The sequence below is a fragment of the Dactylosporangium sp. NPDC005572 genome (assembly GCF_040605515.1).
Classification (GTDB): Bacteria; Actinomycetota; Actinomycetes; order Mycobacteriales; family Micromonosporaceae; genus Dactylosporangium.
This window is the reverse complement of the sequence record NZ_JBEXCY010000009.1, coordinates 125837-148924: the sequence shown is the minus strand read 5'-3', so window position 1 is coordinate 148924 and position 23088 is coordinate 125837. Positions and strand designations below refer to the sequence as shown.

21 protein-coding genes are annotated in these 23088 nt (G+C 75.2%); 5 read left to right on the top strand and 16 right to left on the bottom strand.

The annotated features are described in order from the left end of the window. Positions 1–78: 78 nt before the first annotated feature. From ABZS66_RS07585 to ABZS66_RS07515, 15 genes are all read right to left on the bottom strand, one after another. A complete protein-coding gene (locus ABZS66_RS07585; RefSeq protein WP_354756106.1) occupies positions 79–1077 on the bottom strand; it encodes an ABC transporter permease subunit in 999 nt (332 codons plus the stop codon). After that, positions 1074–1943: an ABC transporter ATP-binding protein gene (locus ABZS66_RS07580; protein WP_354756104.1), complete on the bottom strand. Its 870-nt coding sequence runs from the start codon at positions 1941–1943 to the stop codon at positions 1074–1076. The genes ABZS66_RS07585 and ABZS66_RS07580 overlap by 4 nt, the downstream gene beginning before the upstream one ends. Further along, the gene (locus ABZS66_RS07575; protein ID WP_354756122.1) at positions 1940–2341 is read right to left on the bottom strand and encodes a GntR family transcriptional regulator; all 402 of its coding nucleotides are present in this window, start codon (positions 2339–2341) and stop codon (positions 1940–1942) included. Before ABZS66_RS07575 ends, ABZS66_RS07580 begins: the two co-directional genes overlap by 4 nt. Positions 2342–2456: 115 nt before the next feature. Beyond that, positions 2457–3281, bottom strand: a complete 825-nt coding sequence (locus ABZS66_RS07570; RefSeq protein WP_354756102.1) for a CoA ester lyase — start codon at positions 3279–3281, stop codon at positions 2457–2459. After that, on the bottom strand, positions 3281–4468 hold the full coding sequence (locus tag ABZS66_RS07565) for a CoA transferase (RefSeq protein ID WP_354756101.1): 1188 nt from the start codon (positions 4466–4468) through the stop codon (positions 3281–3283). The genes ABZS66_RS07570 and ABZS66_RS07565 overlap by 1 nt, the downstream gene beginning before the upstream one ends. Beyond that, on the bottom strand, positions 4465–6420 hold the full coding sequence (locus ABZS66_RS07560; protein WP_354756099.1) for an SUMF1/EgtB/PvdO family nonheme iron enzyme: 1956 nt from the start codon (positions 6418–6420) through the stop codon (positions 4465–4467). The genes ABZS66_RS07565 and ABZS66_RS07560 overlap by 4 nt, the downstream gene beginning before the upstream one ends. A gap of 79 nt (positions 6421–6499) precedes the next feature. Then, positions 6500–7450: a PfkB family carbohydrate kinase gene (locus ABZS66_RS07555; protein ID WP_354756097.1), complete on the bottom strand. Its 951-nt coding sequence runs from the start codon at positions 7448–7450 to the stop codon at positions 6500–6502. After that, positions 7447–8802: an ADP-ribosylglycohydrolase family protein gene (locus ABZS66_RS07550; RefSeq protein ID WP_354756095.1), complete on the bottom strand. Its 1356-nt coding sequence runs from the start codon at positions 8800–8802 to the stop codon at positions 7447–7449. The genes ABZS66_RS07555 and ABZS66_RS07550 overlap by 4 nt, the downstream gene beginning before the upstream one ends. Beyond that, positions 8799–9932 (bottom strand): ADP-ribosylglycohydrolase family protein, encoded by a 1134-nt coding sequence (locus ABZS66_RS07545; RefSeq protein WP_354756094.1) that lies wholly within the window; start codon positions 9930–9932, stop codon positions 8799–8801. Before ABZS66_RS07545 ends, ABZS66_RS07550 begins: the two co-directional genes overlap by 4 nt. 2 nt (positions 9933–9934) lie before the next feature. Next, positions 9935–11224 carry a sugar ABC transporter substrate-binding protein gene (locus tag ABZS66_RS07540; RefSeq protein ID WP_354756092.1) on the bottom strand — a complete coding sequence of 430 codons (1290 nt, stop codon included), beginning with the start codon at positions 11222–11224 and terminating at the stop codon, positions 9935–9937. A 38-nt stretch (positions 11225–11262) separates the two neighbouring features. Further along, positions 11263–12102, bottom strand: coding sequence for a carbohydrate ABC transporter permease (locus ABZS66_RS07535; protein ID WP_354756090.1), 840 nt, complete (start codon positions 12100–12102; stop codon positions 11263–11265). Further along, positions 12099–13028: a sugar ABC transporter permease gene (locus tag ABZS66_RS07530; RefSeq protein WP_354756089.1), complete on the bottom strand. Its 930-nt coding sequence runs from the start codon at positions 13026–13028 to the stop codon at positions 12099–12101. Before ABZS66_RS07530 ends, ABZS66_RS07535 begins: the two co-directional genes overlap by 4 nt. Further along, positions 13025–14071 carry a LacI family DNA-binding transcriptional regulator gene (locus tag ABZS66_RS07525; RefSeq protein ID WP_354756087.1) on the bottom strand — a complete coding sequence of 349 codons (1047 nt, stop codon included), beginning with the start codon at positions 14069–14071 and terminating at the stop codon, positions 13025–13027. The genes ABZS66_RS07530 and ABZS66_RS07525 overlap by 4 nt, the downstream gene beginning before the upstream one ends. Before the next feature lie 989 nt (positions 14072–15060). Next, positions 15061–15711, bottom strand: a complete 651-nt coding sequence (locus ABZS66_RS07520) for a response regulator transcription factor (protein WP_354756085.1) — start codon at positions 15709–15711, stop codon at positions 15061–15063. A 9-nt stretch (positions 15712–15720) separates the two neighbouring features. Then, entirely contained in the window at positions 15721–16071 is a 351-nt protein-coding gene (locus ABZS66_RS07515) for a helix-turn-helix domain-containing protein (protein ID WP_354756083.1), read from the bottom strand. A 93-nt stretch (positions 16072–16164) separates the two neighbouring features. Here ABZS66_RS07515 and ABZS66_RS07510 point away from each other — a divergent pair, with 93 nt between their 5' ends. Both ABZS66_RS07510 and ABZS66_RS07505 read left to right on the top strand, forming a co-directional pair. Then, a complete protein-coding gene (locus ABZS66_RS07510; protein WP_354756081.1) occupies positions 16165–16974 on the top strand; it encodes an NAD(P)H-binding protein in 810 nt (269 codons plus the stop codon). Positions 16975–17040: 66 nt separating this feature from the next. Then, complete coding sequence (locus tag ABZS66_RS07505; RefSeq protein WP_354756080.1) at positions 17041–17847, top strand: alpha/beta hydrolase; 807 nt, start codon at positions 17041–17043, stop codon at positions 17845–17847. Here the strand turns inward: ABZS66_RS07505 and ABZS66_RS07500 are convergent. Further along, positions 17835–18251, bottom strand: a complete 417-nt coding sequence (locus ABZS66_RS07500; protein WP_354756079.1) for a cupin domain-containing protein — start codon at positions 18249–18251, stop codon at positions 17835–17837. The genes ABZS66_RS07505 and ABZS66_RS07500 overlap by 13 nt on opposite strands. 68 nt (positions 18252–18319) lie before the next feature. On the opposite strand from ABZS66_RS07500, the gene ABZS66_RS07495 reads away from it, so the two are divergent. Genes ABZS66_RS07495 through ABZS66_RS07485 form a run of 3 tightly spaced genes read left to right on the top strand, consistent with a single transcriptional unit; the run spans position 18320 to position 23086 of the window. Then, a complete protein-coding gene (locus tag ABZS66_RS07495; protein ID WP_354756077.1) occupies positions 18320–21493 on the top strand; it encodes a BTAD domain-containing putative transcriptional regulator in 3174 nt (1057 codons plus the stop codon). A gap of 45 nt (positions 21494–21538) precedes the next feature. Next, on the top strand, positions 21539–22420 hold the full coding sequence (locus ABZS66_RS07490; protein ID WP_354756075.1) for a CPBP family intramembrane glutamic endopeptidase: 882 nt from the start codon (positions 21539–21541) through the stop codon (positions 22418–22420). An 18-nt stretch (positions 22421–22438) separates the two neighbouring features. Then, the gene (locus ABZS66_RS07485; RefSeq protein WP_354756074.1) at positions 22439–23086 is read left to right on the top strand and encodes a hypothetical protein; all 648 of its coding nucleotides are present in this window, start codon (positions 22439–22441) and stop codon (positions 23084–23086) included. Positions 23087–23088 lie beyond the last annotated feature (2 nt).

Below are 23088 nucleotides of genomic sequence, written 5' to 3'. Positions count from 1 at the left end.
GCCGCGCCGAGGGTCGGCTTGAGAATCACCGGGTAGCCGAAGGTGCGGGCCGCCTAGGGGTTCGTGCCGGCCGAGTGGTCAGCCCCGGCGGATCCGCGCGAACGCGACCGCCGCGGCCAGCCCGGCGAGCAGCAGGTACAGCGCCGTCTCCAGCCACTGGAAGGGCCAGTACCGGCCGGCGGGCTGGTAGGTGACCTCGAACCGGGCGCCGAGCCGGTCGAGGCAGGCCGCGTCCCCGGCCGGATCGCCGTGCAGGCAGGTCAGCACCTGGTCCCCGGCCAGCTTCGTCCCGGACGCGTCCACGAGCGGCGCCCGGCCGCTGAGCACCCACGCGCCGGGCAGCGCGTACCCCTCGATGACCGTGTCGCCGCCCCGCTTGAGGTTCAGCCGGGCCCCGCCGGTCGTCGCCGCGGTCCGGTCGTACACCACGGTCGTGGTCTTCGCCGGCATCAGGTGCTCGCGGACCGCCACCGGCACCACCACCTGGAGGACCACGAACGCGGCCAGGGTGAGCGCCATCGCCGGCAGCGTGCGCCGGGTCAGCAGGCCGAGCGCCGCGCCGAGCACGAACGCGAAGGCCGCGTACCCGACCGGCACCAGGCCGCGGGCCGGGAACAGCAGCGCGTCGAACCGTCCGCCGTTGACGTCGTCGAACGGGTCGACCGCCCAGCCGAGGACCAGGCTCAGCGCGCCGGTGAACACCATCGCGGCCACCGTGAGCAGGCCGAGCTTGACGGCCAGCCACCGGGTGCGGGTGACGCCCTGGTTCCACACCATGCGGTGGGTGCCGGTCTCCAGCTCCCGGGCGACGAGCGGCGCACCCCAGAACGCCCCGATGAGCCCCGGCACGAGCACCAGCAGGAACCCGGCGAGCAGCACCGGGGTGAACATCCGGTCGCGGAAGCTGTCCAGCGCCTCCTCCGGGTCGCACCCGGGCGCGACGCAGCCGGCCACGTCCGCGTCGTAGCCGTTGCGGATCACCAGCCCGAGCGCCACGAGGCCGGCACCGAACACCACCAGCACGGCCAGGCTCGCGAGGGCCGGCGCGCGGAACTGCCGCCAGGTCAGCCAGATCATCGGTGCGCTCCCAGGGCGTCGCGGGTCAGGTAGGCGAGGATCATGTCCTCCAGGTCGAGGTGGTCGGCGTGCTTGACCGCGCCGGGCAGCGGCCCGTCGGCCCGCACGACGAGCGTGCTCTGCCGCTCGGTGTGCTCGGCGTGCACCAGCTCGACCCCGACCGGCAGCCGGTCGAGGTCGCCGCGGGCGCCGACCACCCGGTAGTGCGCCTGCAGCAGGTCCTCGACCTCGCCGGCGACCTGCACCCGCGACGAGGCGAGCACGATCAGGTGGTCGCAGACCCGCTCCAGGTCGCTGAGCAGGTGCGACGACAGCACCACGCTCACCTCGAGCTCGGCGACGAACTCCATGAGGCTCTGCAGGAACGCCCGCCGCGCCAACGGGTCGAGCGCCGCCACCGGCTCGTCGAAGATGAGCAGCTCGGGCCGCTTCGCCGCGGCGACGGTCAGCGCCAGCTGGGCCCGCTGCCCGCCGGAGAGCCGGCCCGCCTTCTGCGCCGGGTCGAGCCCGACCTGCTCGATCCGCCGCCGGGCGAGCGCGTCGTCCCAGCGCTGGTTGAGCCGCGCCCCGAGCCGCAGGTGGTCGGCGACGCTCAGCCCCCCGTACACCGGCGTGTCCTGGGCGACGAAGCCGACCCGGGCCAGTTGCGCGGCGCCGCCCGCGGGCCGCTCCCCCAGCACCCGGATCGTGCCGGCGGTCGGCGTGAGCAGCCCGCTCGCCAGGTTCAGCAGGGTCGACTTGCCGGCGCCGTTGGGCCCGACGAGCCCGACGATCCGGCCGGCCGGGATGTCGAGGGTGACGTCACTGAGCGCCGGGCGCTGCCCGTACCGCTTCGTGAGCCCCTCCGTCTGCAAAACGGGTGTCATTCGTTCACCTCGTTGGCCTTTCGTGCCGTTCGGAAGGCGGTCTGGAACAGCGCCTCGATGCTCTCGGCGTCGAGCCCGGCCGCGCGGGCCCGGCGCAGCCAGTCCTCCAGCTCGCGGCGCAGCGGCTCGTGGGCGGCGATCGCGTCGTCGTCGCTCAGCGTCCGCACGACGAACGTGCCGACGCCGGGCTTGGGCTGGACCAACCCCTCGTGCTCGAGTTCGCGGTACGCCTTGAGCACGGTGTTGGGGTTGATCGCCAGCCGGGCGACCACGTCTTTGACGGTCGGCAGCCGGTCGCCGACCGACAGCAGCCCGAGCCGCAGGGCGCGCCGCACCTGCTGGACGAGCTGCAGGTAGGGCGAGACGCCGGAGTGCGCGTCCAAGTGGAAGTCGATCACCGTTGTCCTATTCATCTAGGAGCCTAGTACAATAGGACACTGGGACATGGTGAATGTCAACGGCCGTCGCCGCTGGGTGCGGGACGGCCGTGGTGCGGTGGGTCGTGCTGCGTGGTCAGGTGTAGCGGGCGGCCAGGTCGAGCGTGCGGCGGGCCGCGGCCACCATGGCGCGGTCGGCGAAGCGGCCGTCGGGCAGGACCGCGGTGCCCGAGTCGTGCTGCCCCGCCGCGGCGAGGGCGGCGAGCAGCGTCTCGGCTCGGGCGACGTCCTGCGCGGACGGCCGGAACGCGGCGACGATGACCGGGAGCTGCCGCGGGTGGATGGCGGCGCGGCCGAGGAATCCGAGCCGGCGGCCGGCGGCGCACGAGGCGGCCAGGCCGTCGAGGTCCGCGACGTTCGGGTACACCGACATCGCCGGTGCGGGCAACCCGGCCGCCCGGGCGGCGACCACGATCCGGCCGCGGGCCCACAGCAGGGCCTCGTCCCCGTCGGCGCCCAGGTCGGAGCGCAGGTCGGCCTCGCCGAGCCCGATCGAGGCGACCGCCGGGTGGGTGGCGACGGCGTGCGCCGTCTCCACGCCCAGCGCGGACTCGATGAGCGGGTGCAGCGGGACGCGGACCCGGGCGGCGAGCGCCCCGAGGCCGCGCCGCGACTCCACCTTCGGCACCTTCAGCCCCGCCGGCCGGGCCCCGTCCGCGAGCCCGGCGAGCATCGCGCGGTCCGCGCCGGCCTCCGGGCCGTCCAGGTCGTTGACCCGCACGAGGACCGGCACGAGATGCGGCCCGGTGAGGAACTCGGCGACGGCCTCCCGCGCGTAGGTCTTGCGGGGCGCGGCGACGGCGTCCTCGAGGTCGAGGATCACCGCGTCCGCGCCGGAGGCGACCGCCTTGGCGAACCGGTCCGGCCGGTCGCCCGGCACGTACAGCGACGTGAGCAGCATCAGATCACGCCGGCCTCGCGCAGCGCGGCGAGCTCGGCGGCATCGAGGCCGAGGGCCCGCAGCACGTCGTCGGTGTCCTGGCCGTGGCGGCGCCCGGCGTGGCGGATCGCGCCGGGGCTCGCCGACATCCGGAACGGCACGTTCTGCATCCGCACCGTGCCGAGGTCCTCGTCGGGCACGGCGACGGCGGTGCCCAGGGCCTCGTACTGCGGGTCGGCCAGGATGTCCCGCACGTCGTAGACGGGGGCGACGGCGGCCTGCGCCGCCTCGAACGCGGCGATCACCTCGTCCCGGTCGTGCCGGGCCACCCAGGCGCCGACGGCCGCGTCGAGCTCCTCGGCGTGCGCGGCGCGGCCGGTACCGGTGGAGAACCACGGCTCGTCGACGAGGTCGGGCCGGCCGACCAGCCGCAGCACCCGCTCGGCGATGCTCTGCGCGCTGGAGGACACCGCGACCCACCGGCCGTCGGCGCAGCGGTAGGTGTTGCGGGGCGCGTTGTTGTTCGACCGGTTGCCGAGCCTCGGCTGGACGTAGCCGAGCTGGTCGTACCAGGTGATCTGGGGCCCCAGCACGGCCATGATGGGCTCGATGATGGCCAGGTCGACGACCTGGCCGGCGCCGGTGAGGTCGCGGCTGCGCAGGGCCAGCATCACCGCGTAGGCCGCGGCGAGCGCGGTGACGGAGTCGGCCAGGCCGAACGGGGGCAGCGTCGGCGGTCCGCCGGGTTCGCCGGTGGCAGCGGCGAAGCCGCTCATCGCCTCGGCCAGGGTGCCGAAGCCGGGCCGGCGCGCGTACGGCCCGACCTGGCCGAAGCCGCTGATCCGCGCGACCACCAGGCGCGGGTTGACCGCGTGCAGCTCGGCCGGGCCGAGCCCCCATCGCTCCAGCGTGCCGGGGCGGAAGTTCTCCACCAGCACGTCGGCGCCGGCGACCAGGCGGCGCAGCAGGTCCGCGCCCCGCGGGTCGGCGAGGTCGCAGGTGATCGTCCGCTTGTTGCGGCCCAGGACCTTCCACCACAGCCCGACGCCGTCCCTGGCCGGGCCGTGCCCGCGCGACGGGTCGGGCCGCGCCGGGTGCTCGACCTTGATGACGTCGGCGCCGAAGTCGCCCAGGAACGCCGCCGCGAGCGGCCCGGCGAACAGCGTGGCCACGTCGAGGACCGTGACGCCCTCCAGCGGGGCGGTCACCGCCGGTCCGTCAGGTCGGCCGCGCAGCGGAAGCCCACCGAGGCGGAGCGGGTCAGGCCGGCGCCGAGCAGCAGCAGCTTCACCGACGCCTGCGGCGGCCGGGGACCGCCGTCGAGGTACCAGTCCGAGCCCGCACTGCGGTGGGCGGCACCGCCCTTGAGGATGGCGAACCGGGTCCGGCCGTCGCTGTGCTCGCTCTCGGTCAGGTTCCACACCAGCGGCTCGGCCCGGTGCAGCAGCCCGGCCTCGGCGGCGGCCTGCCACTCGTCCTCGGTCGGCAGCCGCAGCCCGGCCCAGGCGGCGTAGGCGCGCGCGTCGGCCAGGTCGACCCCGGTCACCGGGGCGTCCGGCGGGCCGTCGCCGGCGGTGAAGCGCTCCGGGCGCACCGGCCGGTAGCCGCTGTCGCGCCGGAACCGGGCGTACTGGGCGTGGGTGACCTCGTGCGTGTCGATGGCGAAGCGGCCGAGCCGCACCGCGCGTCGCACGACGGCGTCGTGGTGCAGCCGCGGGGGCAGCGGCTTCCACTCGTCGACGTACGGCGCCTCGCCGTACAGCCCGGTCTCCCGGACCCGGTGCACGACCGTCAGCTCGCGGCGGCCACCGTCGACCGCGGCCATGCCGGACGGGACGTCGGCGCGGGGCGCCCACGGCGCCGGGGTCCGCACCGCGGCCCGCGCCGGGAACGTCGGGTCGCCGGTGGGTGCCTCCCCCGGCGGTACCGCGGGTGCGTCGCCGGCCACGACGGTCACCGCCGCGACCGCACCCGCCGGCAGCGGCCCGCCGACGGCCACCCGCCCGCCCGGCAGCTCGGTCACGGCCAGCTCGGCGCCGGTGACGAGGTCGACGAAGCGGCGGCCCGGCCGGGCGTCGGTGTGCAGCCACGGGCCGTCGTGGCCGTCGCCCCGGTTCACCACCGTCCACAGCGGTGTGTCGTCGTGCGTCCAGCGCGACGCGTACACGTCCCCGGTGCCGGGGTGGTCGGCCAGCGGCACCCAGTCCTCGGCCCGCAGCCAGGCCGCGTGGCCGGCCTGCACCCGCCGCATCGCCCGCAGCACCGCGCGGTCGCGCTCGTTCCAGCCGACCCAGGCGCCGAAGACGCTCTCCCAGACCAGCACCCCGCAGCCGTTGAGCCACGCCGAGTGCAGCTCGTCGAGGTGGTCGCGGTGCCACCGCCGGGTGTGGTGCAGGATGTGGCGGCGCTCGAACCACTTCGCCCGCAGTACGCCCGGGACCTCGGAGTCGGCGAACCACTGCGCCCACGACATCGCATGGTCCTCGATGCGGGCCAGCGGGACCCGGCTCTCGCCCTCCAGCAGCAGGCCGGGCCGCACCGCGTCGAGGGCCTTGCGCAGCTCGCCGGCGCCCTCCTTGAGGGTGTCGAGGAAGACCCCGTCGGCGCCCAGCCGGGCGACCAGCGCCGCGACCCCGTCGGCGTCGCTGCCGGGCTCGCGGCGGGTGCCGGTGTCCCACGGGTTGTAGTCGAGGAAGACCCGCACGCCGCGGTCCTGGAAGGCGCGCACGACCGACGCCAGTTCGGGCACGTCGCGGTAGTAGTCGAACTGGTTGCGCCCGTCGAGGCCGATCACCGGGTAGGCGTGCCACAGCACGACCCCGTCGAAGCCGCCGAAGTCGCGCTGGGCCGCGTCCAGGAAGGCCTCGATCGTGAAGCGGCCCGTCTCGTGGTCGTAGAGCGTCTCGTCCCACAGCCAGGCCAGGCAGACGCTGAAGCAGTCGCCGGTGATCTCGTCGTAGTGGGCGCCGGTGTACCGCAGCCGCCGCCGCGCGTCGGCGCGCCACTGCCCGAGGCGCTCGCGCCACACCGGCCATTCGGCCGGATCGGCGGGGGCCGCGAAGATCTTCGCCTCGTCGAGGCCGGACAGGTCCGCGTCCGGGCCGAGGGGCACGGCCGTGGGCCGGTCGATCGGGCGCGGCACGTACGGGTTGAAGGTCATGCGTCCTCCGCTTCGCTCCGGCCGCATGCCTGCATGCTGAGCCCCTGACTCCCGGCCCCTCCGCTGCGCTCCGGACCGGTCATGCGGTACCTCGGTAGGTCGCGGCGAAGAGGCTGTCGATACGGGCCCGGTCGGGCAGCGCGACGGACGCGCCGGGGTGCTGCGCGCAGGCGGCGCCGGCGGCGCAGGCCCACCGCAGGGCGGCGGTCACCGCGTCCCCGGTGGCGGCGACCGGCCCGGTGAGGCCCTGTTCGGCCCAGGCGACGGCCATCGCGCCGGTGAACGCGTCGCCCGCGGCGGTGGTGTCGACGGCCTCGATGACCGGCGCCGCGACCCGCACCCGCAGGCCGTCGCGGTCGCCGTAGGCGGCGCCGCTCGCGCCGAGGGTCAGGACCACCCGCGGGACGATGCCGAGCAGCGCGCCGATGAGCGCGTCCGGGTCGCCAGCCGCGCAGCCGGCGACGACGGCGGCCTCGTGCTCGTTGACCACGAGCACGTCGAGCAGGGCGAGCAGGTCGGCCGGCAGCGACGCGGCCGGGGCGGCGTTGAGCACGACGGTGGTGCCGGCGTCGCGGGCCGCGGCGGCGGCCTCGGCGACCGCGGACAGCGGGATCTCCAGCTGCAGCAGCAGCACGTCCGCCGCGGCGACCGCGGCCCGGTCGGCGTCGTCCAGCGCGGTGAGCGTGGCGTTCGCGCCGGGCGCGACGACGATGCAGTTCTCCGCGGCCGCGTCGACGGTGATGAGCGCGACGCCGGACGGTCCGCCGGCGGCACGCAGCCCGCGCACGTCGACGCCGGCGGCGACCAGGCTGTCGCGCAGCTGCCGGCCGAAGCCGTCGGCGCCGACCGCGCCGACGAACGCGCAGCCGGCGCCGGCCCGGGCGGCGGCCACCGCCTGGTTGGCGCCCTTGCCGCCGGGCACGGTGCGGAAGTCGCCGCCGAGGACCGTCTCACCCGGGGACGGCAGCCGGGGCGTGGCGACCACCAGGTCCAGGTTGGCGCTGCCGACGACGACCACCCGCGCGCTCATGCGTCCTCCGCTTCGCCGGCCAGGGCGAACGTGCGGGCGGCCAGCTCGGCGAAGCCGATGCCGTCGAAGCCGGCGATGCTGCTGGCCAGCCGGCCGCGCATCGGGTCGACCCACCGCGGCGGCAGCGCGGCGGCGCCGGCCAGGGCCCCGGTGACGGCGCCGACGGTGGCGCCGTTGGAGTCGGTGTCCCAGCCGCCGCTGACCACGGCGCAGACCGAGCGCTCGAAGTCGCCGCCGCCGTGGGCCAGCGCGGCCGCGACCAGGGCCGCGTTGTTGCGCACGTGGACCCAGTGCAGGTGGCCGTGCCGCTCGTACAGCGTGTCGACGACGCCCTCCCAGTCGCCGCCGGCAGCGCCCAGGGCCCGGGCCTCGCGCACGGCGGCGGTGAACCGCCCGCCGGGCGGCAGCACCGACTCGCCGGCGTCCAGCACCTGCTCGATGCCGTCGGCGACCGGGGCGGCGGCGGCCATCGCGGCCACCCAGACGGCGCCGTGGACACCGGCGCGGACGTGGCTGACGGTCGCGTCGCGCCACGCGAGGCCGGCGGCGCGGTCCGGGCGGCCGGGGTTGACCCAGCCGTACACGTCGGTGCGGATCTGCGCGCCGATCCACTCCCGGAACGGGTTGTGCCGGCGGGCGGTGTCCGGCGGCGCCAGGCCCAGCAGCAGGTTGCGGTACGCGACCCGTTCGGCGGTGAAGACCCGCCCGGCCGGCAGCCAGGACAGCCACGCCTCGGCGACGGAGGCGCTGGTGAAGCCGTGGCCCGCCGTCTCCAGCAGGCGCAGCGCGAGCAGCGCGAAGTTGAGGTCGTCGTCCTCCGGCATGCCGTCGATGTTCTCGGCGAGGCTGGTGGCCGCGCTGCGCCGGTTCCACGGCCAGCGCGCGGCGACGTCGGGCGGCAGGCCCTCCGCGGTGAACCAGTCCCGCAGCGGCCACCGGCCGGTGGCGGTCAGGATCGCCCGGATGCCCTCCCGCGGGATCTTCTCCACCGGCTTGCCGAGCAGGCAGCCGGCGGCCCGGCCGAGCCAGGCGCCGTGCAGCCGGTCGAGGGTGGTGCGCACCGGCAGGTCCCACGCCGCCGGCCAGTGCGCCCGCAGCGCGTCGAGGTCGTCGGCCGCTGCGGACGGCCCGGACGGTCCGGGCAGCGCGTCGGCGGCGTCGAGCAGTTCGAGGGCGAGCGCGCGCAGCGCCGCCGGGGCCGGGCTCGCCGACGCGCCGTTCACCGACGGGGTCGCGTCGCCGCCGGCGGCCGCCCACCGCCGGGCGATCGCCGTGACGTCGCGACCCTCGTCCCGGCTGGCCGCCAGCTCGTGCGGCAGCAGGTCCTCCGGCTGGACCCAGGTCAGCCTCATGCGAGGCCGCCGAAGCGCTCGGCGCGGCGGGCGAACCGGTCCCGGTCGCGGGCGAAGACCTCGGCCGCCACCTCGGCGAGCACCGTGGCGGGCTGCACGAGGTCGGTCCGCGACGCCTCGGCGACCGCCGCCGACCACTGCGCGGGCACGGCGGCCGACCCGCCGAGCGCCCCGGCGATCGCGCCCGCCATCGTGGCGGTGGAGTCGGCGTCGCGGCCGTAGTTCACCGCGCCGAGCACCGCGGCGCGGAAGTCGCCGCCGGCGACGACGAGCATGCCGATCGCGACCGGCAGCTCCTCGATCGCGTGCACCCGGCTCGGGCGGCGCGCGCCGAGCCCCGGGTTGTGGTACTCCTCGCCGACCGTGTCGAACGGCGCGACCGCGGCCCGTAGTGCCGGGATCGCCGCGCGCCAGTCGGTGTGGCCGCGGGCCTCCTTGACCACGGCGTCGACGGCGGCGCGGGTGCCGTCGCGGGCGAGGTCCAGCGCGGCGGCGACGACGTCGTCGACCGCCGCGCCCGGCGCCGCCGCGGCGGCCACGCACGCGGCGAACACCGCGGCCGCCTCCCGCCCGTAGCTGTGCTGGTGCGCGCCGGTGAGGTCGGCCGCCTCGGCGTAGGCCCCGGCCGGGTCGCCGGCGTTGACGATGCCGACCGGAGCCATGTACATCGCCGCGCCGCAGTTGACGATGTTGCCGACGCCGGCCTCGCGCGGGTCGGCGTGGGCGTGGTGCAGGCGGGTGACCAGCCACCGCTCCGCGGCGGCGAGGCGGTGGAAGGCCACCCCCTCCCGTTCCAGGTCCGGGATGTACACCACCCGCTCGATCAGATCGGGGACGAGTCGGTCCACCACGTCGAACGCGTCGAGGTGGTCGCGTTTCCGGGCGTACACCCGCACCAGCGCGTGGGTCATCAACGTGTCGTCGGTGATGTGCCCGTCGCCCTTGTGGTAGGGGGCGAGGGGCCGCGCGGTGGCCCAGTCGGCGTGGTACGGGGGCACGATGCCCTCGACCCAGCCGCCGTAGCGGGCCCGGATCTGCTCCGGCAGCGCCGTTTCGGTAGCCCCGCCGAGTGCGTCGCCGACCGCGGCGCCGACCAGGCATCCGACCGACTTGTCGAGCAAGAGTGACATCGTTACCTCAGCACCTGCTTGCCACCGTCGACCAGTTGGGTACCGAGCTGGTCGAGCGTGATCTTGTTGGCGAAGTACTGCTGGAGCGCCGGCGTGGCGTACTTCGTCTTCCACTCCGGGTAGCCGTCGACCATCTGGAACGGCGCGACGGTCAGGTCGCCCGCACTGTCGGCGGCCACGTCCCAGCCCTGCTTGCCGCCGGTCGACTTGACCAGCTCCTGGTTGGCCTGCTTGCCGGTCGGCACCAGCCAGTCACCCTTGGCCAGGGCCGCCATGTTCACCGGGTTGAGGAAGAACTCGAGGAACTGCGCCGCCTCCTTCGGGTGCTTGGAGTCCGCGGAGACCGACAGCGTCTGCGGGTTCGCCGCCTGCTTCGTCGACAGCCCCTTGATCGGTGGCAGGGTCACCCACTGGAAACCGGCCGGTGCCTGCTCGACCATCTGCTGGCGCAGCGACACCGATCCGGGCAGCATCGCGTACTTGCCGCCGAAGAAGCCGGGCAGCGTGTCGGCGCCGCTCATGCCGAGCGCCTCGGGCGCGGCGGACTTCGTGGTGTAGAGCATGTCGTGGATCCGCTTCGGCACCTCCTTCTCCGCGTCGCCGACCTTCACCTCGGTCTTGCCGCCGTCGGTGTAGAAGAACTTGCCGTCGAAGTTCAGGGCCAGGTTCATCACCCGGTTCGTCGGCGACTTCAGCGCCCACGCCACACCGTACTGCCCGGGCTTGGTGAGCTTCTGCGCGTTGGCCTGGAACTCGTCCCAGGTCCACCCGCCGTCGGCGGGCGGCACCGTGACGCCGGCCGCGTCCAGCAGCGCCTTGTTGGCGATGACCACCTGCGACTCGAGCAGGAACGGCACGCCGGTGACCTTGCCGTCGAACGTGACGGTGTCCCAGATGCCCTTGTCGATCTGGCTCTTGAAGCCGTCGGACAGCAGGGACGAGACGTCGGCGAGGTACCCCCGCTTGCTGAACTCGCCGATCGAGGCCGCCTCGTAGTGCACGACGTCGGCCGCCTCACCGCCCTCGAAGGCGGTCAGCAGCTGGTCGTGCACGGAGTTCCAGTCGCCCTGGACGTACTCGACCTGGATGTCGGGGTGTTCGCGGTTCCACTGCGCGACGAGGTCCTTGTTCGCCTGCAGGGACTCCTTCTGCCAGGCCAGGCTCAGGAAACGCAGCTTGACCGGGCCGGAGGTGGACTCGGCGTCGTCGCCGCAGGCGGAGAGCAGGCCGAGGCCGACGAGCGCGACCGCCGCGGCCGCGGCCAGTCGTCGCCGTACACCGGTTCTGGGCATGGAAAACCTCCTGATCTGGGGTGGGGTGTGTCGCCCGGTCAGCCCTTGACGGCGCCGGCGAGCGAGCCGGATGAGAGCCGTCGTTGCATGACGGCGAAGAAGATGAGGCTCGGCAGGGTGGCCAGCAGCGAGCCGGCCGCCAGGGGTCCGAGCCGGGCGGTGCCCTCGATGCCGACGAACCGGGCCAGGGCCACCGGCAGCGTCGCGAGGTCGGGCGTCTTGATGAGCACGAGCGCGAAGAAGAACTCGTTCCAGGCCGAGATGAAGGCGAACACGGCGGTCGCCACCACGCCCGGGGCGAGCAGCGGCAGCACGACCCGCCGCAGGATCTGCAGCCGGGTGGCGCCGTCGACGGAGGCCGCCTCCTCCAGCTCGCGCGGGATGTTGCGCACGAACCCCTGCAGCATCCACAGCGCGAACGGCAGTGCCCAGACCACGTAGATCAGCACCAGGCCGGCGTGGGTGTTGGCCAGCCCGATCTCCCGCAGGACCAGGAAGATCGGGATGATGAGCAGCACGAACGGGAACAGCTGGGACAGCAGCACCCAGCCCAGGGCCACCGTGCCGAGCCTGGTGCGGAACCGGGCCAGCGCGTAGGAGGCGGGCAGCGCGACGAGGACCGTCAGCACCGCCGAGGCGAGCGAGACCTGGAGGCTGTTGAGCGCCGCCCGGCCCAGATCCTGCTCGGTGAACGCCTGCACGAAGTTCTGCACCGTCGGGTGCACCGGGACGAGGGTCGGGTGCAGCGCGACGAGCTCCCGGGGCGGCTTGAACGCGGTCGAGAGCAGCCACACGAGCGGGAACCCCAGGAAGATCACGTATGCGGCCAGGGCGGCGTAGCGCAGCGCCTGCCCGGTCCGGGTCGGCCGGCCGATCATGTGTTCGCCTCCCGTAGCCGCCGCCGCAGGTACAGGGCCAGCAGCGCCACGATGAGGATCACCATGACGTTGCCCAGCGCCGCGGCGTAGCCGTAGTTGCCGTACCGGAACGCCTCCTCGTAGGCGAAGAGCATCGGCAGCATCGTCTTGCCGCCGGGTCCGCCGGCGGTCAGCACGTAGACCAGCCCGAAGGAGTTGAAGTTCCAGATGAAGTCCAGTGAGGTGATGGCGATGACCACCGGCGTCAGCGCGGGCAGCGTCACGCTGCGGAAGCGCTGCCAGCTGCCGGCGCCGTCGACCGCGGCCGCCTCGTGCAGCTCCCGGGGCACCCCTTGCAGGCCGGCCAGCAGCACGACCGTCGTCTGCGGCAGCCCGGCCCAGACGCCGACGATGATCACCGCCGGCAGTGCGGTGCTGAAGTCGCCGAGCCAGGTGTGGCGCATCCCGTCCGCACCGATGCGGTACAGCACCTCGTTGAGCAGCCCGGCGTCCGGGTGGTACACCAGCTTCCACAGGATGCCGACCACGACCGGCGGCATCGCCCACGGCACCACCGAGAGCACCCGGGCCACACCCCGGAACCGCAGCCGCTCGTTGAGCAGCAACGCCAGGCCGAGCGCCAGCAGGAACTGCAGGATCGTCACGCTGAACGCCCACAGCAGCCCGACCTTGAACGAGTTCCAGAAGAGATCGTCGCCGAGCAGCTCACGGTAGTTGGCCAGGCCGGTGAAGCTCACCTCGACGTTGCGGCCGGCGCGGGCGTCGGTGAAGCCCAGGTAGATGCCGCGCAGCAATGGGAACACCGACAGCAGCGCGATCGGCAGCAGCGACGGGAGCAGCAGCAGGTACATGCCCGTCCGGTCGCTGCGTTGCCGGGCGCGCCGGTCGGTCGTGGCCGGGACCGCGGTCACGGTCGCGGTGCTCATGCGCCCGGCCCTGCGGCGACGGGCGCGCTCGACGCGCGCACGGACAGGGTCGGCGGCACCTGCTCCCGCCGCGGCGGCAGGGCGGGGTCGGCGATGCGCTGCAGCAGCAGGTCCGCCGCCAGCCGGCCGCGCTCGGCGGAGCCGAGGGAGACGCTGGACAGCTGCGGGAACATCATCTGGGCCAGCTCCGTGTCGTCCATGCCGACCAGCGCCACGTCGTCGGGCACCCGGCGGCCACCCGCGAGCAGCGCGTGCAGCGCGCCGACCGCGATCAGGTCGTTGGCGCACAGCAGCGCGTCGGGCCGGGTCCGCGACAGCAGCCGCTCGGCGGCGGCGCGGCCGGCCGCGTACTGGAAGTCGCCGACCTCGACCAGCCGCTCGTCGAGCTCGATGCCGTGGCGGGCGAGGGCGGCCCGGAAGCCCGCGTCGCGGGCCGCGCCGGGGACGGTGTCGAGCGGGCCGTTGACGAAGCCGATCCGCCGCCGGCCGGTGGCGATCAGATGGTCGACGGCCAGCCCGACACCGGTCCGCGAGTCGGTGCGCACGTTGTCGACCGGTGCGTCCTCGCCCAGCTGGCCGATGACCACGACCGGCACCGGGCTCTCGGTCATCGCGGTGAGATGGTCGCCGGTGATCCGGATCGGCGAGACGATCATGCCGTCGACGTAGCGGTTGGCGAGCCGGCGCAGCAGCGCGGTCTCGGTGGGGATGTGCCCCCCGGTCGCGTGCACGACGAGCTGCCGCCCCGACGACGCGACCACCGCCTCGATGGCCCGCATCATCTCGACGTAGACCGGGTTGCCGATGTCCTCCACTGCGAGCCCGACCAGGCCGGTCCGCTGCGACTGCAGCGAGCGGGCGATGGCGTTGGGGACGTAGCCGACCTCCTCGGCGGCCGCGCGGACCTTGCGGATCGTCTCGTCGCTGGCGCCGAGACCGTTCAGCACACGCGAGGCCGAGGCGATCGACACCCCGGCCCGGGCGGCGACCGTGTGGACGGTCGGCCGGCCGTCGGCCGCGTTGTGTAAACGTTTACGGACCATGCCCGCCACCTCCGCCTCAAGCTGTAAACGTTTCCGCGAGTCTGCGACGAGAGGTCGGGTCAGGTCAAGAGCCCGTTACGGAAACGTTTCCAGCCGATGCCGGACCCGCGTCCTGCCGGAGCCCGCCGGTTCGCCCTCCGACCACCGCCGGTGACCACGGGCCGACCGCTGGGGTCGCCGTCCTCAAGGTCGCCGCCGGCGCAGGGCGTGCCGGAGGCCGCGATGCGGGACCACGCCGACGACGGGCGCCACGCGGTGGCCGTGGCGATGACGGCCACCCGGGCGCCGTGGCGGCGGCGTCCGCTCCGCCGGCACCGCGCCCGCGGGCCTCGGCATCCCGTGACCGCCAGCCGTCAATGTCGGCATGATCTGCAACCATCCTGCATATCGATGGTGGTTGACTTACCGGGGCATCGCTCATAGCGTCTAGGAAAGGCCTTTCCTAAGGCTTACAGCAGCATCCGGTAACCGCGGGGCACCACCGCCAGGGAGCACCGCGGAGGGGGTGGCGCGCGCTCCGCGACAACCGTGGCCGACCGGGGTTGGACAGCCCCCGGCCGGACGCCGGGGCCCGCGCCCGGCTCGGCAGGGGAGGCGCGCCCGCCCCGGCCGGCCGAGGGGCCGCTCAGGTTCCGGCCGAGCGGCCCCTCGGCACCGCCCGCCACGACCACGAAGGCCGCGACCGGCCAAAGCAGCCCGAAGCCCCAACCGGCCGAAGCCCCAACCGGCCAGAGCGGCCCCAAGCCGCAACGGGCCAAAGTGGGCGCGAAGGCCGCAACCAGCCGGAGCCTCGACCGGCCGAAGCGGCCCGAAGCCGGAGCCGGCCGTAGCGGCCCCGAAGGCCGCGAACAAGCCCCGAGGCGGTCCCGGTGTGTGCAGACCCGGGACCGTCTCGGCACCACGCACCGACGTCGGCCACCTCAAGGTGAGCATCCACCACGACTTCTTCGACCACAGCCGGGGTTGTTGTGCGCGATCGGCCGGACCGGCTACGCGAGCCCGGACTGGTACGCGAACACGACGAGCTGGGCCCGGTCCCGCGCCCCCAGCTTGATCATCGCCCGGCTCACGTGGGTGCGGGCGGTGGCCGGGCTGACCACCAGCTGCCCGGCGATCTCCGCGTTGGTGAGCCCCTGCGCAACGAGCGCGACGACCTCCCGCTCGCGCTCGGTGAGCTGGTCGAGGTTGGGGTGCGGGGTCACCGCCCGCGGCGCCTGTCGGGCGAACTCGCGGATCAGCGTGCGGGTCACCGACGGCGCCAGCAGCGCCCCGCCGTCCACGACGGTCCGGATGGCCTCGAGCAGCGTCGCCGGCGGCGTGTTCTTCAGCAGGAACCCGCTCGCCCCGAGCCGCATCGCGTCGAACACGTACTCGTCCCGCTCGAACGTCGTCAGCACGATCACCCGCGTGTGCTCCAGCTCGGGCCGCGCGACGATCCGCCGGGTCGCTTCGAGGCCGTCGATGCCGGGCATGCGGATGTCCATGAGCACCACGTCGGGCCGCGTCCGCACCGCCTCCGCGACGGCGGCGAGCCCGTCGGCGGCCTCCCCCGCGACGGCGAAGCCGTCCTCGTGCTCCAGCAGCGTCCGCAGCCCGATGCGGATGAGATCCTGGTCGTCGGCGAGCAGCACCCCGATCACGAGCCCACCCTATCGAGCGTCGTAGGCCTGCCGCGCCTCGTCGACCTGGGCCAGGTTGGCGTCCGACCACCGGGCGAGGGTCGCGAACAGCGGCCCGAGGCTGCGGCCGAGCTCGCTGATCTCGTACTCCACCCGGGGCGGGACCTCGGGGTGGTACGTGCGCACGACGAGCCCGTCGCGCTCCAGCTGCCGCAGCCGCTGGGTGAGCACCTTGGGCGTGATGGTGCCGATGCGCCGCTCCAGCTCGACGAACCGCTGCCGGCCGAACTCGTTCAGCGCCCACAGGATCGGCGTCGTCCACCGGCTGAAGACCAGGTCGACGACCGGCCCGATCGGGCATGCCTGCTCCGGACCGGTCACTCGGCCTCCCTAGGGATAGTCACTTTCCTGTAGGTACCTACTATACCCAGGATGGTAGCTTCGCCGGCACCTGCTGGTTGATGGGAGCCATCCATGATCGTTGTCACCGGGGCGACCGGGAACGTCGGCCGTCCGCTCGTCCACGCCCTGCGCCGGGCCGGCGCCGAGGTGGTCGCCGTCTCGCGGAGCGCCGGCGTGCGCGCGGACCTCGCGGTACCGTCGACGCTCCGTCCGGCACTCGCCGGGGCCCGGTCGCTCTTTCTCCTCGTCCCGGGCGAGGGCGTCGACGCGCACACGGTGCTCAAGGAGGTCACGGCGGCCGGGGTCGGTCATGTCGTACTGCTGTCGTCGCAGGCCGCCGGCACCCGGCCCGACGCGCCGTCGCACGCGCCGCTGCGCGCGCTGGAGGACGCGCTGCGCGACGCCGGCGTCGCCTGGACCGTCCTGCGTCCGGGCGGCTTCCACACCAACGCCTTCGCGTGGGTGCCGTCGATCCGCGCGCAGCGCCGGGTCGCCGCGCCGTTCGCCGACGTGCGCCTGCCGTCGGTGGACCCGGCCGACATCGCCGCCGTGGCGGCAGCGACACTCCTCGATGCCGGGACGCACGCCGGCCGCACCTACACGCTGACCGGCCCGGCGGCGACGTCGCCCCGCGAACGAACGGCGTCGATCGCGGCCGCGCTCGGCGAACCACTGGAGTTCGTCGAACTGTCCCGCGCCGAGGCCCGGGCCCAGCTGCTCACCTTCATGCCGGCACCGGTCGCCGACGGTACGTTGGACATCCTCGGCACCCCGACGGACGCCGAACGCGCCGTGAGCCCCGACGTGGAGCTGGTCCTGGGCCGCCCGGCGGCGTCGTTCGCGGACTGGGCCCGCCACAACGCCGCCGCGTTCCGCGGCTAGCGGCTAGTGCGGTGTCCATCCCATCGTGATTGACGGCGGCGCGGCCGGGCGCTGAGGATTGGCGGCGTGATCACGAGCTTCGTGGATGTTCCCGGTGGCTACCTGTACTCCGAGACGCGCGGCGAGGGCCCGGACGTCGTGCTGCTCAACGCCGGCACGGCCGACCTGCGGATGTGGGAGTCCACGGTCGCCTGGCTGGCCGGGATCGCCCGGGTGACGACGTTCGACTATCGCGACACGGGCCTCTCCTCCCCCGGCACCGCCCAGTTCAGCGAGATCGAGGACATCGCCGCGGTGCTGGACCGGGCCGGCATCGCGTCCGCGGTGCTCGTCGGGTGTTCGGAGGGGGCCCGCCGGGCCCTCGGCTTCGCCCACCGGCACCCCTCCCGCATCCGGCGGGCGGTGGTGGTGAGCGGCGCGTTCGGCGACTTCCCGGACCCCACCCCCGAGGAGGCGGCGGCCCGCCGGGTGATGCTCGACAAGTTCGCCGAGATCGACAAGACGCTGGCGGAGTCCGGGGTCCGGGCCGCCGCCGAGGTGGAGCTCACGGCGTGGGCCCCGGCCCTCGACGAGTTCCAGCGCCGCAAGATGATCGGCCTGGAGGTGGCGAACACCCACCGGATCACGCTCGAGCGGTACCACGGCACCGAGCTCGACCCGCCGGTCAAGACCCGCTTCCGCGAGCTGACCGTGCCGGTCACGATCCTGGTCGGCGGGCGCGACTTCCACGGCAGCGTGCTGTGGGCGCACCGGCTGCTGCACGAGGCGCCCGACGCCACGCTGACCATGCTGCCGGACGCCGACCACTTCCCGATGCTGTCGACCCCGGCGCAGTTCGAGCGGTTCCTGCGCGAGACGCTTCACTCGGGGTGAAGCACGACGCCATGGTCCGCGGCGAGCGGGAGCAGCGCCGCCGCGCCGAGGCCGGGCACCGCCGCGGCCGTCGCGAGGTAGGTCTCGGCGCCGGCCGGCGCCAGGATACGCAGCACCCGGCACGGCTCGCCGGTCACCCGGACGGACAGGCGGGCGCCCCGGGGTACGAACGCCAGCACACCGGCGGTGGCGTGCAGGGGCTCGCCGTCGACCGTCAGCGCACACGCGCCGTCGAGCACGACGAGGGCCTGGTCGGTGCCGGGCATGGAGTGCGGCGCCGGCTCCTCCCCGGGCCGCCAGGCGCACACCACGACCCCCAGCGCGCCGGCGGTCCGGGTCGCGTCGGCGAGGACGGCGAACGGGTCGTGGGGGCCGGGTCCGGCAACATAGGCACGCGGTGTCATGCAGCCAGGCTCGCGGCCGGCCCTGGCGTGCCGCTGGTGCCCGCCTGGTGGGAGGTACCGTGACGGCCATGCTGCTGGTGCGCGTGCTCGGCCCGACCGCGGTCACCGCACCCGACGGCGGCGAGCTCGACCTCGGTGCCCGCCGGCACGCCGAGGTACTGGCGATCCTTGCCGCCCACCACGGCCGGCAGGTCCCCGCCGAGACGCTCGCCGACCTGGTCTGGCGGGGCGACCCGCCGCCGTCGTCGGCCACGACCCTGCAGGGGTACATCTCGCGGCTGCGCCGCACCCTCGAACCCGCCCGCGCGGCCGGTGCGGCGGCGACGTCCATCGTCACCGTCGGCGACGGGTACCGGCTCGCGCTCGGCACCGACGCGACCCGCTTCGAGGCGGACACCCGCCGCGCGCGGGACCTGCTCGACTCCGCCCCGGCCGAGGCGGCCCGGGTGCTGGCGGCGGCCCTGCTGACGTGGCGCGGCCCGGCCTACGCCGACGTCCGCGACATCGACGCCGTCGTCCCCGAGGTACAGCGGCTGGAGGAACTTCGCCTCGTGGCGCGGGAGGCGCACGCGCAGGCGCTGCTCGCCGCCGGCGAGGACGCGGAGGTCGTGCCCGACCTGCGGCGGCTGGTCGCCGAGCACCCGCTGCGTGAGCGCGGGCCGGCGCTGCTCGCCACCGCGCTGTACCGCAGCGGCCGGCAGGGCGACGCCCTCGCCGTGCTGCGCGAGCTGCGCGGCCGGCTCGCCGACGAGCTCGGCGTCGACCCCGGGCCCGAGGTCGTGGCGCTGGAGCAGCGGCTGCTCAACCAGGACCCGGCCCTGCTGACCCGCCCGGCCGCGGCCCCCGACCTCGCGAAGCGGGGCGGCTCCGGCTTCGCCGGGCGGCAGGCCGAGCTCGCCACGGTGCGCCGGAGCTGGGACGCGGCGCGGGCCGGCCGGGTGGCGACCGTCGTGGTCCGGGGCGAGGCCGGCATCGGCAAGACCCGACTGGTCGAGGAGGCGCTCAACGGGTTCGTGGCCCCGCGCTGGGGACGCTGCCCCGCCGCGCCGGGCGCCCCGGCGTACTGGCCGTGGGCGCAGGTGCTCGGCGGGCTGCCGGTGCTCGACGCGGGCATGGAGGCCGGCCGGTTCGCCTTCGGCCTCGACCTGGGCGGCCGGCTGCGCGAGATCGCCGGCGACGGGGGCGCGGCGGTCGTCCTGGACGACGCGCACTGGGCCGACCCCGACTCGCTCGTCGTGCTGGAGATCGCGCTCGAGACCCTCGCCGACGCGCCCCTGCTGCTCATCCTGACCAGCCGTGACGACCCGCCCCGCGCGCCGGAGGAGCTGACCCGGGTGCTGGCCGCCATGGCCCGCCGCCGCGACCACGCCGACGTCCGGCTGACCGGCCTGGCCCCCGCCGAGGCGGCCGGGCTGCTCACCGGCCTCGACGACGACGCGGTCGCGAGCCTCGCCGCCCGGACCGGCGGCAACCCGTACTTCCTGCGGTCGCTGGCCGCCCTCGGCTCCGGCGCATCCGCCGAGCTTCCCGGCGATGTACGGGACACCGTCCGCCAGCGGGTCGCCGCGCTCCCCGACGGGGCCGCCGACCTGCTGGCCGCGCTGTCGCTCGCCGGCCGGGACCTGTCGATCGCCGTGGCCGCGGCGGCCGCCGGGCGGTCGCTCGACGGCATCGAGCAGGCCCTTGCCGCCGCGCTGCGCGCGGGCCTCGTCGAGGAGTCCGCGCCGGGCCGGCTGCGGGTCGGCCACGACATCGTCCGCGAGGCCGTCACCGCCGACGTCGGGCCGGCCACCCGGATCGCCCTGCACGGCCGGCTGGCCGACGCGTTCGCCGGTACCGGCGTCGGGCAGTCGGCGGCGATCGCCGGGCACCGCCTCGCCGCGGCCGCCGGGTCGGCCGACGACCGCGCGTCCCGCGCGGCCCTGGACGCGGCCCGGGACGCGCTGGCCGGCGCCGCGCTCGACGACGCCCTGACGTGGGCGCGGCGCGGGGTGGCGGCGGCGACCGATCCCGAGGTACAGGCGGATCTGCACCGGATCGCCGGCACCGCGGCGCGGCGGGCCGGACGCCTCGAACTGAGCGAGACCGAGCTGCGCCTCGAAGCGGACATCGCCCGCCGGACCGGCGACTGGACCCGGTTCGCCGCGGCGGCGCTGGAGTCGGCGCCGGGCGGCATCGGCGGCTACTGGGCGCTGTTCGGCATGCCGCTGCTCGGGCACAGCGCCCTGCTGGAGGAGGCGCTCACGCACCTCGACGCGATGCCGGCGACCGTCCGGGCCCGCCTGCTCGCCGCCGAGGCGACCCAGCGGACCGGCGCCGACCGGACCGGCGCCGCCGAGCTGGCCGAGCGGGCCCTCGCCGAGGCGGGCGACGACCGCGACGCCCGGGCCCGGGCGCTGGTGGCCGCGATCCTGTCCGCGTGGACCCCCGCCACCGCCGCCCGCCGGCTCGCCCAGGTCGAGGAGCTGCTCGGCCTGTGCGGGCCCGACGCCGGGCTGGAGGCGACCGCCGCCCACCTGCACCGCTGCGTGCTGCTCGAGCTCGGCCGGGTCGCCGAGTCGGCCCGGGCCGCGCGCCGGTTCACCGAGATCGCGCGGCGCACCCGCGACCCCGACCTCGCGCTGCTGGACACCTGGTGGGAGGCCGGCCTGCACCTGCTGCGCGGCGAGTCGGCGCAGGCCCGCGCCCTCGCCGAGTCCGCCGCCGGCACCGCGGCCCTCGCCTCCCCCGCGGCGGCGGCACTCGACCTCATCTCCCGCTCGACCGTCGAGGGCATCGCGGCCTGGCACGCGGGCCGGCTGGTCGACGTGGTCGGCGAGGCAGCCGACCTCGCCTCGACCAGCGACCCCGCGTTCCTGCTGGTCGTGGCGCTCGGGCACGCCGAGGCCGGGAACCGCGACGTCGCGCTGCCGGTCGTCGACCGGCTGCTCGCCGCGCCGCCCGAGGGCCAGCGCCAGGCGCCGTGGGTCGTGATGCTCACCGCGGCCCTGGTCGCGCTCGGCGACGCCGCACGGGTCGCCGCGCTGGTGCCGGTGCTGCGCTCGTACGGCGAGCAGATCGTGGTGCTGTGGCCGGGCGTGGTCACGCTGGGGCCGGCGCGGCTGTACCTCGGCGGCGCGCTCGCGGTGCTCGGCGAGACCGCCGAGGCCCGTGCCGTGCTCACGGCGGCGCTGGCGCAGGCGGAGTCGCTCGGTGCGCGGCCGTTCGCCGATCGGGCGCGGGCGCTGCTCTCCTCCGTCTAGCGGTCCACCAGCGGCCTACCACCGCCGCCGTTGACCGTTGGCGGCATGACCACCACCGCTGCCCGTACCGAAACAGCTGTCTTTGTCGCCCTCCAGGCTGTGCTCGCCCTGGCCTGCACCGCCGTCGCCGTCGCCGAGGGCGTCGACGTGCGGCACATCGAGGACGCCACACCGCTCGGCCAGGCCGTCACCTACGGCACGGCCCTGACCCCGCTCATCGCCGCCCTCGTGGCCCGCCTCAGCCTTCCCTCGGGCCGCGGCCTTCGGCTCCTGGCCGGCCGCGGATGGCGCGGCTGGGGGTTCCGCCGCACGTCGCCGCGGACCCTGCTGCTGGCCTGGGCCTTCGGTCTGGTACCCGTCCTCGCCGCCTACCTGGGCGTCTGGACCACCGGCGCCGGCCGCTTCGACGGCTCCCTCTCCGACGGGCTCCTCGCGGCGACCGTGCTCACGCTGCCGTACGTCCTGCTGGCGCTCGCCGAGGACATCGGCTGGCGCGGCCTGCTCGTCGCCCGGCTCGCCGAGTTCGCCCGCCCCCGGACCGTCTACCTGGTCAGCGGCGTGGCGTGGAGCCTGTCGCACCTGTGGCTGATCCTGTTCCTCGGCGGCGCGCCCGAGGGCGTCCCGCCGCTGTACGCCGTGGCGACGTTCACGGTGGCGACGACCGCGCTCGGCACGATCCTCGCCGCGATGCAGCTGCGCTGGGGCATCTGGCCCGGTGTCGTCGCGCACGCGACCGTGAACGCGGTGATGTACCACTTCGCCGAGCCGTCGACCGCCTCCGCCAACAACTGGATCGCCACCGAGACGGGCCTCGCCTACGCGCTCGCGATGGTCCTGGCCGCCGCGGTCTACCTGCGCTGGTTCGCGGGTGCGGCGGTACACCAGCGGCACACCAGCGACCGGGTCGACGCTTCCATCGCTTCCTGACTATCCAAGGAGATTCACATGCTTCCTTCGACCCTCCGCCGCCTGAGCGGCCTGTCCGCCGTCGCCGCCGGCCCGCTGTGCATCATCGGCGGCCTGCTGCACCCGATCGCCGACGGCCACGCGCACAACGCCGAGGCCCTCACCCAGCCCCACGCCCTCGGCTCGGGCGCCCTGCTGCTGGGCACGGTCCTGCTGCTGCTCGGCCTGCCCGGGGTGTACGGCTGGATCGCCCCACGCACCGGGGCGCTGGGACTGGCGGGCTTCCTGCTGTACTTCCTGGGCAACCTGCTGAGCGCGATCCCGCACCTGGTCCTGATGACCTTCGCCGCCACCGACCTGGCCGAGCACCACCCCGGCATGCTCTCCGAGCAGGACGCGGTGATCGGCGTCCCGGCGTTCGAGACGGAGCAGCTCGTCTCGGGCCTGACCCTGGTCCTGGGCCTGCTCGTCCTGGGCATCGCCCTGGTCCGCGCCGAGGGCCTGCCCCGCTGGCTCGGCTGGACGGCCGTGGCGGCGGCGCTGGCCAACTTCGTCCCGCTGCCGGTGCTGCCGCTGGTGACGGGCCTGCAGATCGAGCTCCTGCGGGGCGTGGTCCTGGTCGGCCTGGGCCTGCTCGCGATCCGCTCCGCCCGGGCCGAGCGTCTGACGCCGTCCCTGGTGGCCTGAGC

Coding starts and splice junctions, on each gene's coding strand:
- ABZS66_RS07525 (WP_354756087.1), bottom strand. CDS start 14,071: ATGGTCCGTAAACGTTTACACAACGCGGCCGACGGCCGGCCGACCGTC.
- ABZS66_RS07495 (WP_354756077.1), top strand. CDS start 18,320: ATGCTGCTGGTGCGCGTGCTCGGCCCGACCGCGGTCACCGCACCCGAC.
- ABZS66_RS07535 (WP_354756090.1), bottom strand. CDS start 12,102: ATGATCGGCCGGCCGACCCGGACCGGGCAGGCGCTGCGCTACGCCGCC.
- ABZS66_RS07500 (WP_354756079.1), bottom strand. CDS start 18,251: ATGACACCGCGTGCCTATGTTGCCGGACCCGGCCCCCACGACCCGTTC.
- ABZS66_RS07555 (WP_354756097.1), bottom strand. CDS start 7,450: ATGAGCGCGCGGGTGGTCGTCGTCGGCAGCGCCAACCTGGACCTGGTG.
- ABZS66_RS07585 (WP_354756106.1), bottom strand. CDS start 1,077: ATGATCTGGCTGACCTGGCGGCAGTTCCGCGCGCCGGCCCTCGCGAGC.
- ABZS66_RS07530 (WP_354756089.1), bottom strand. CDS start 13,028: ATGAGCACCGCGACCGTGACCGCGGTCCCGGCCACGACCGACCGGCGC.
- ABZS66_RS07485 (WP_354756074.1), top strand. CDS start 22,439: ATGCTTCCTTCGACCCTCCGCCGCCTGAGCGGCCTGTCCGCCGTCGCC.
- ABZS66_RS07550 (WP_354756095.1), bottom strand. CDS start 8,802: ATGAGGCTGACCTGGGTCCAGCCGGAGGACCTGCTGCCGCACGAGCTG.
- ABZS66_RS07545 (WP_354756094.1), bottom strand. CDS start 9,932: ATGTCACTCTTGCTCGACAAGTCGGTCGGATGCCTGGTCGGCGCCGCG.
- ABZS66_RS07490 (WP_354756075.1), top strand. CDS start 21,539: ATGACCACCACCGCTGCCCGTACCGAAACAGCTGTCTTTGTCGCCCTC.
- ABZS66_RS07580 (WP_354756104.1), bottom strand. CDS start 1,943: ATGACACCCGTTTTGCAGACGGAGGGGCTCACGAAGCGGTACGGGCAG.
- ABZS66_RS07560 (WP_354756099.1), bottom strand. CDS start 6,420: ATGACCTTCAACCCGTACGTGCCGCGCCCGATCGACCGGCCCACGGCC.
- ABZS66_RS07510 (WP_354756081.1), top strand. CDS start 16,165: ATGATCGTTGTCACCGGGGCGACCGGGAACGTCGGCCGTCCGCTCGTC.
- ABZS66_RS07570 (WP_354756102.1), bottom strand. CDS start 3,281: ATGCTGCTCACGTCGCTGTACGTGCCGGGCGACCGGCCGGACCGGTTC.
- ABZS66_RS07540 (WP_354756092.1), bottom strand. CDS start 11,224: ATGCCCAGAACCGGTGTACGGCGACGACTGGCCGCGGCCGCGGCGGTC.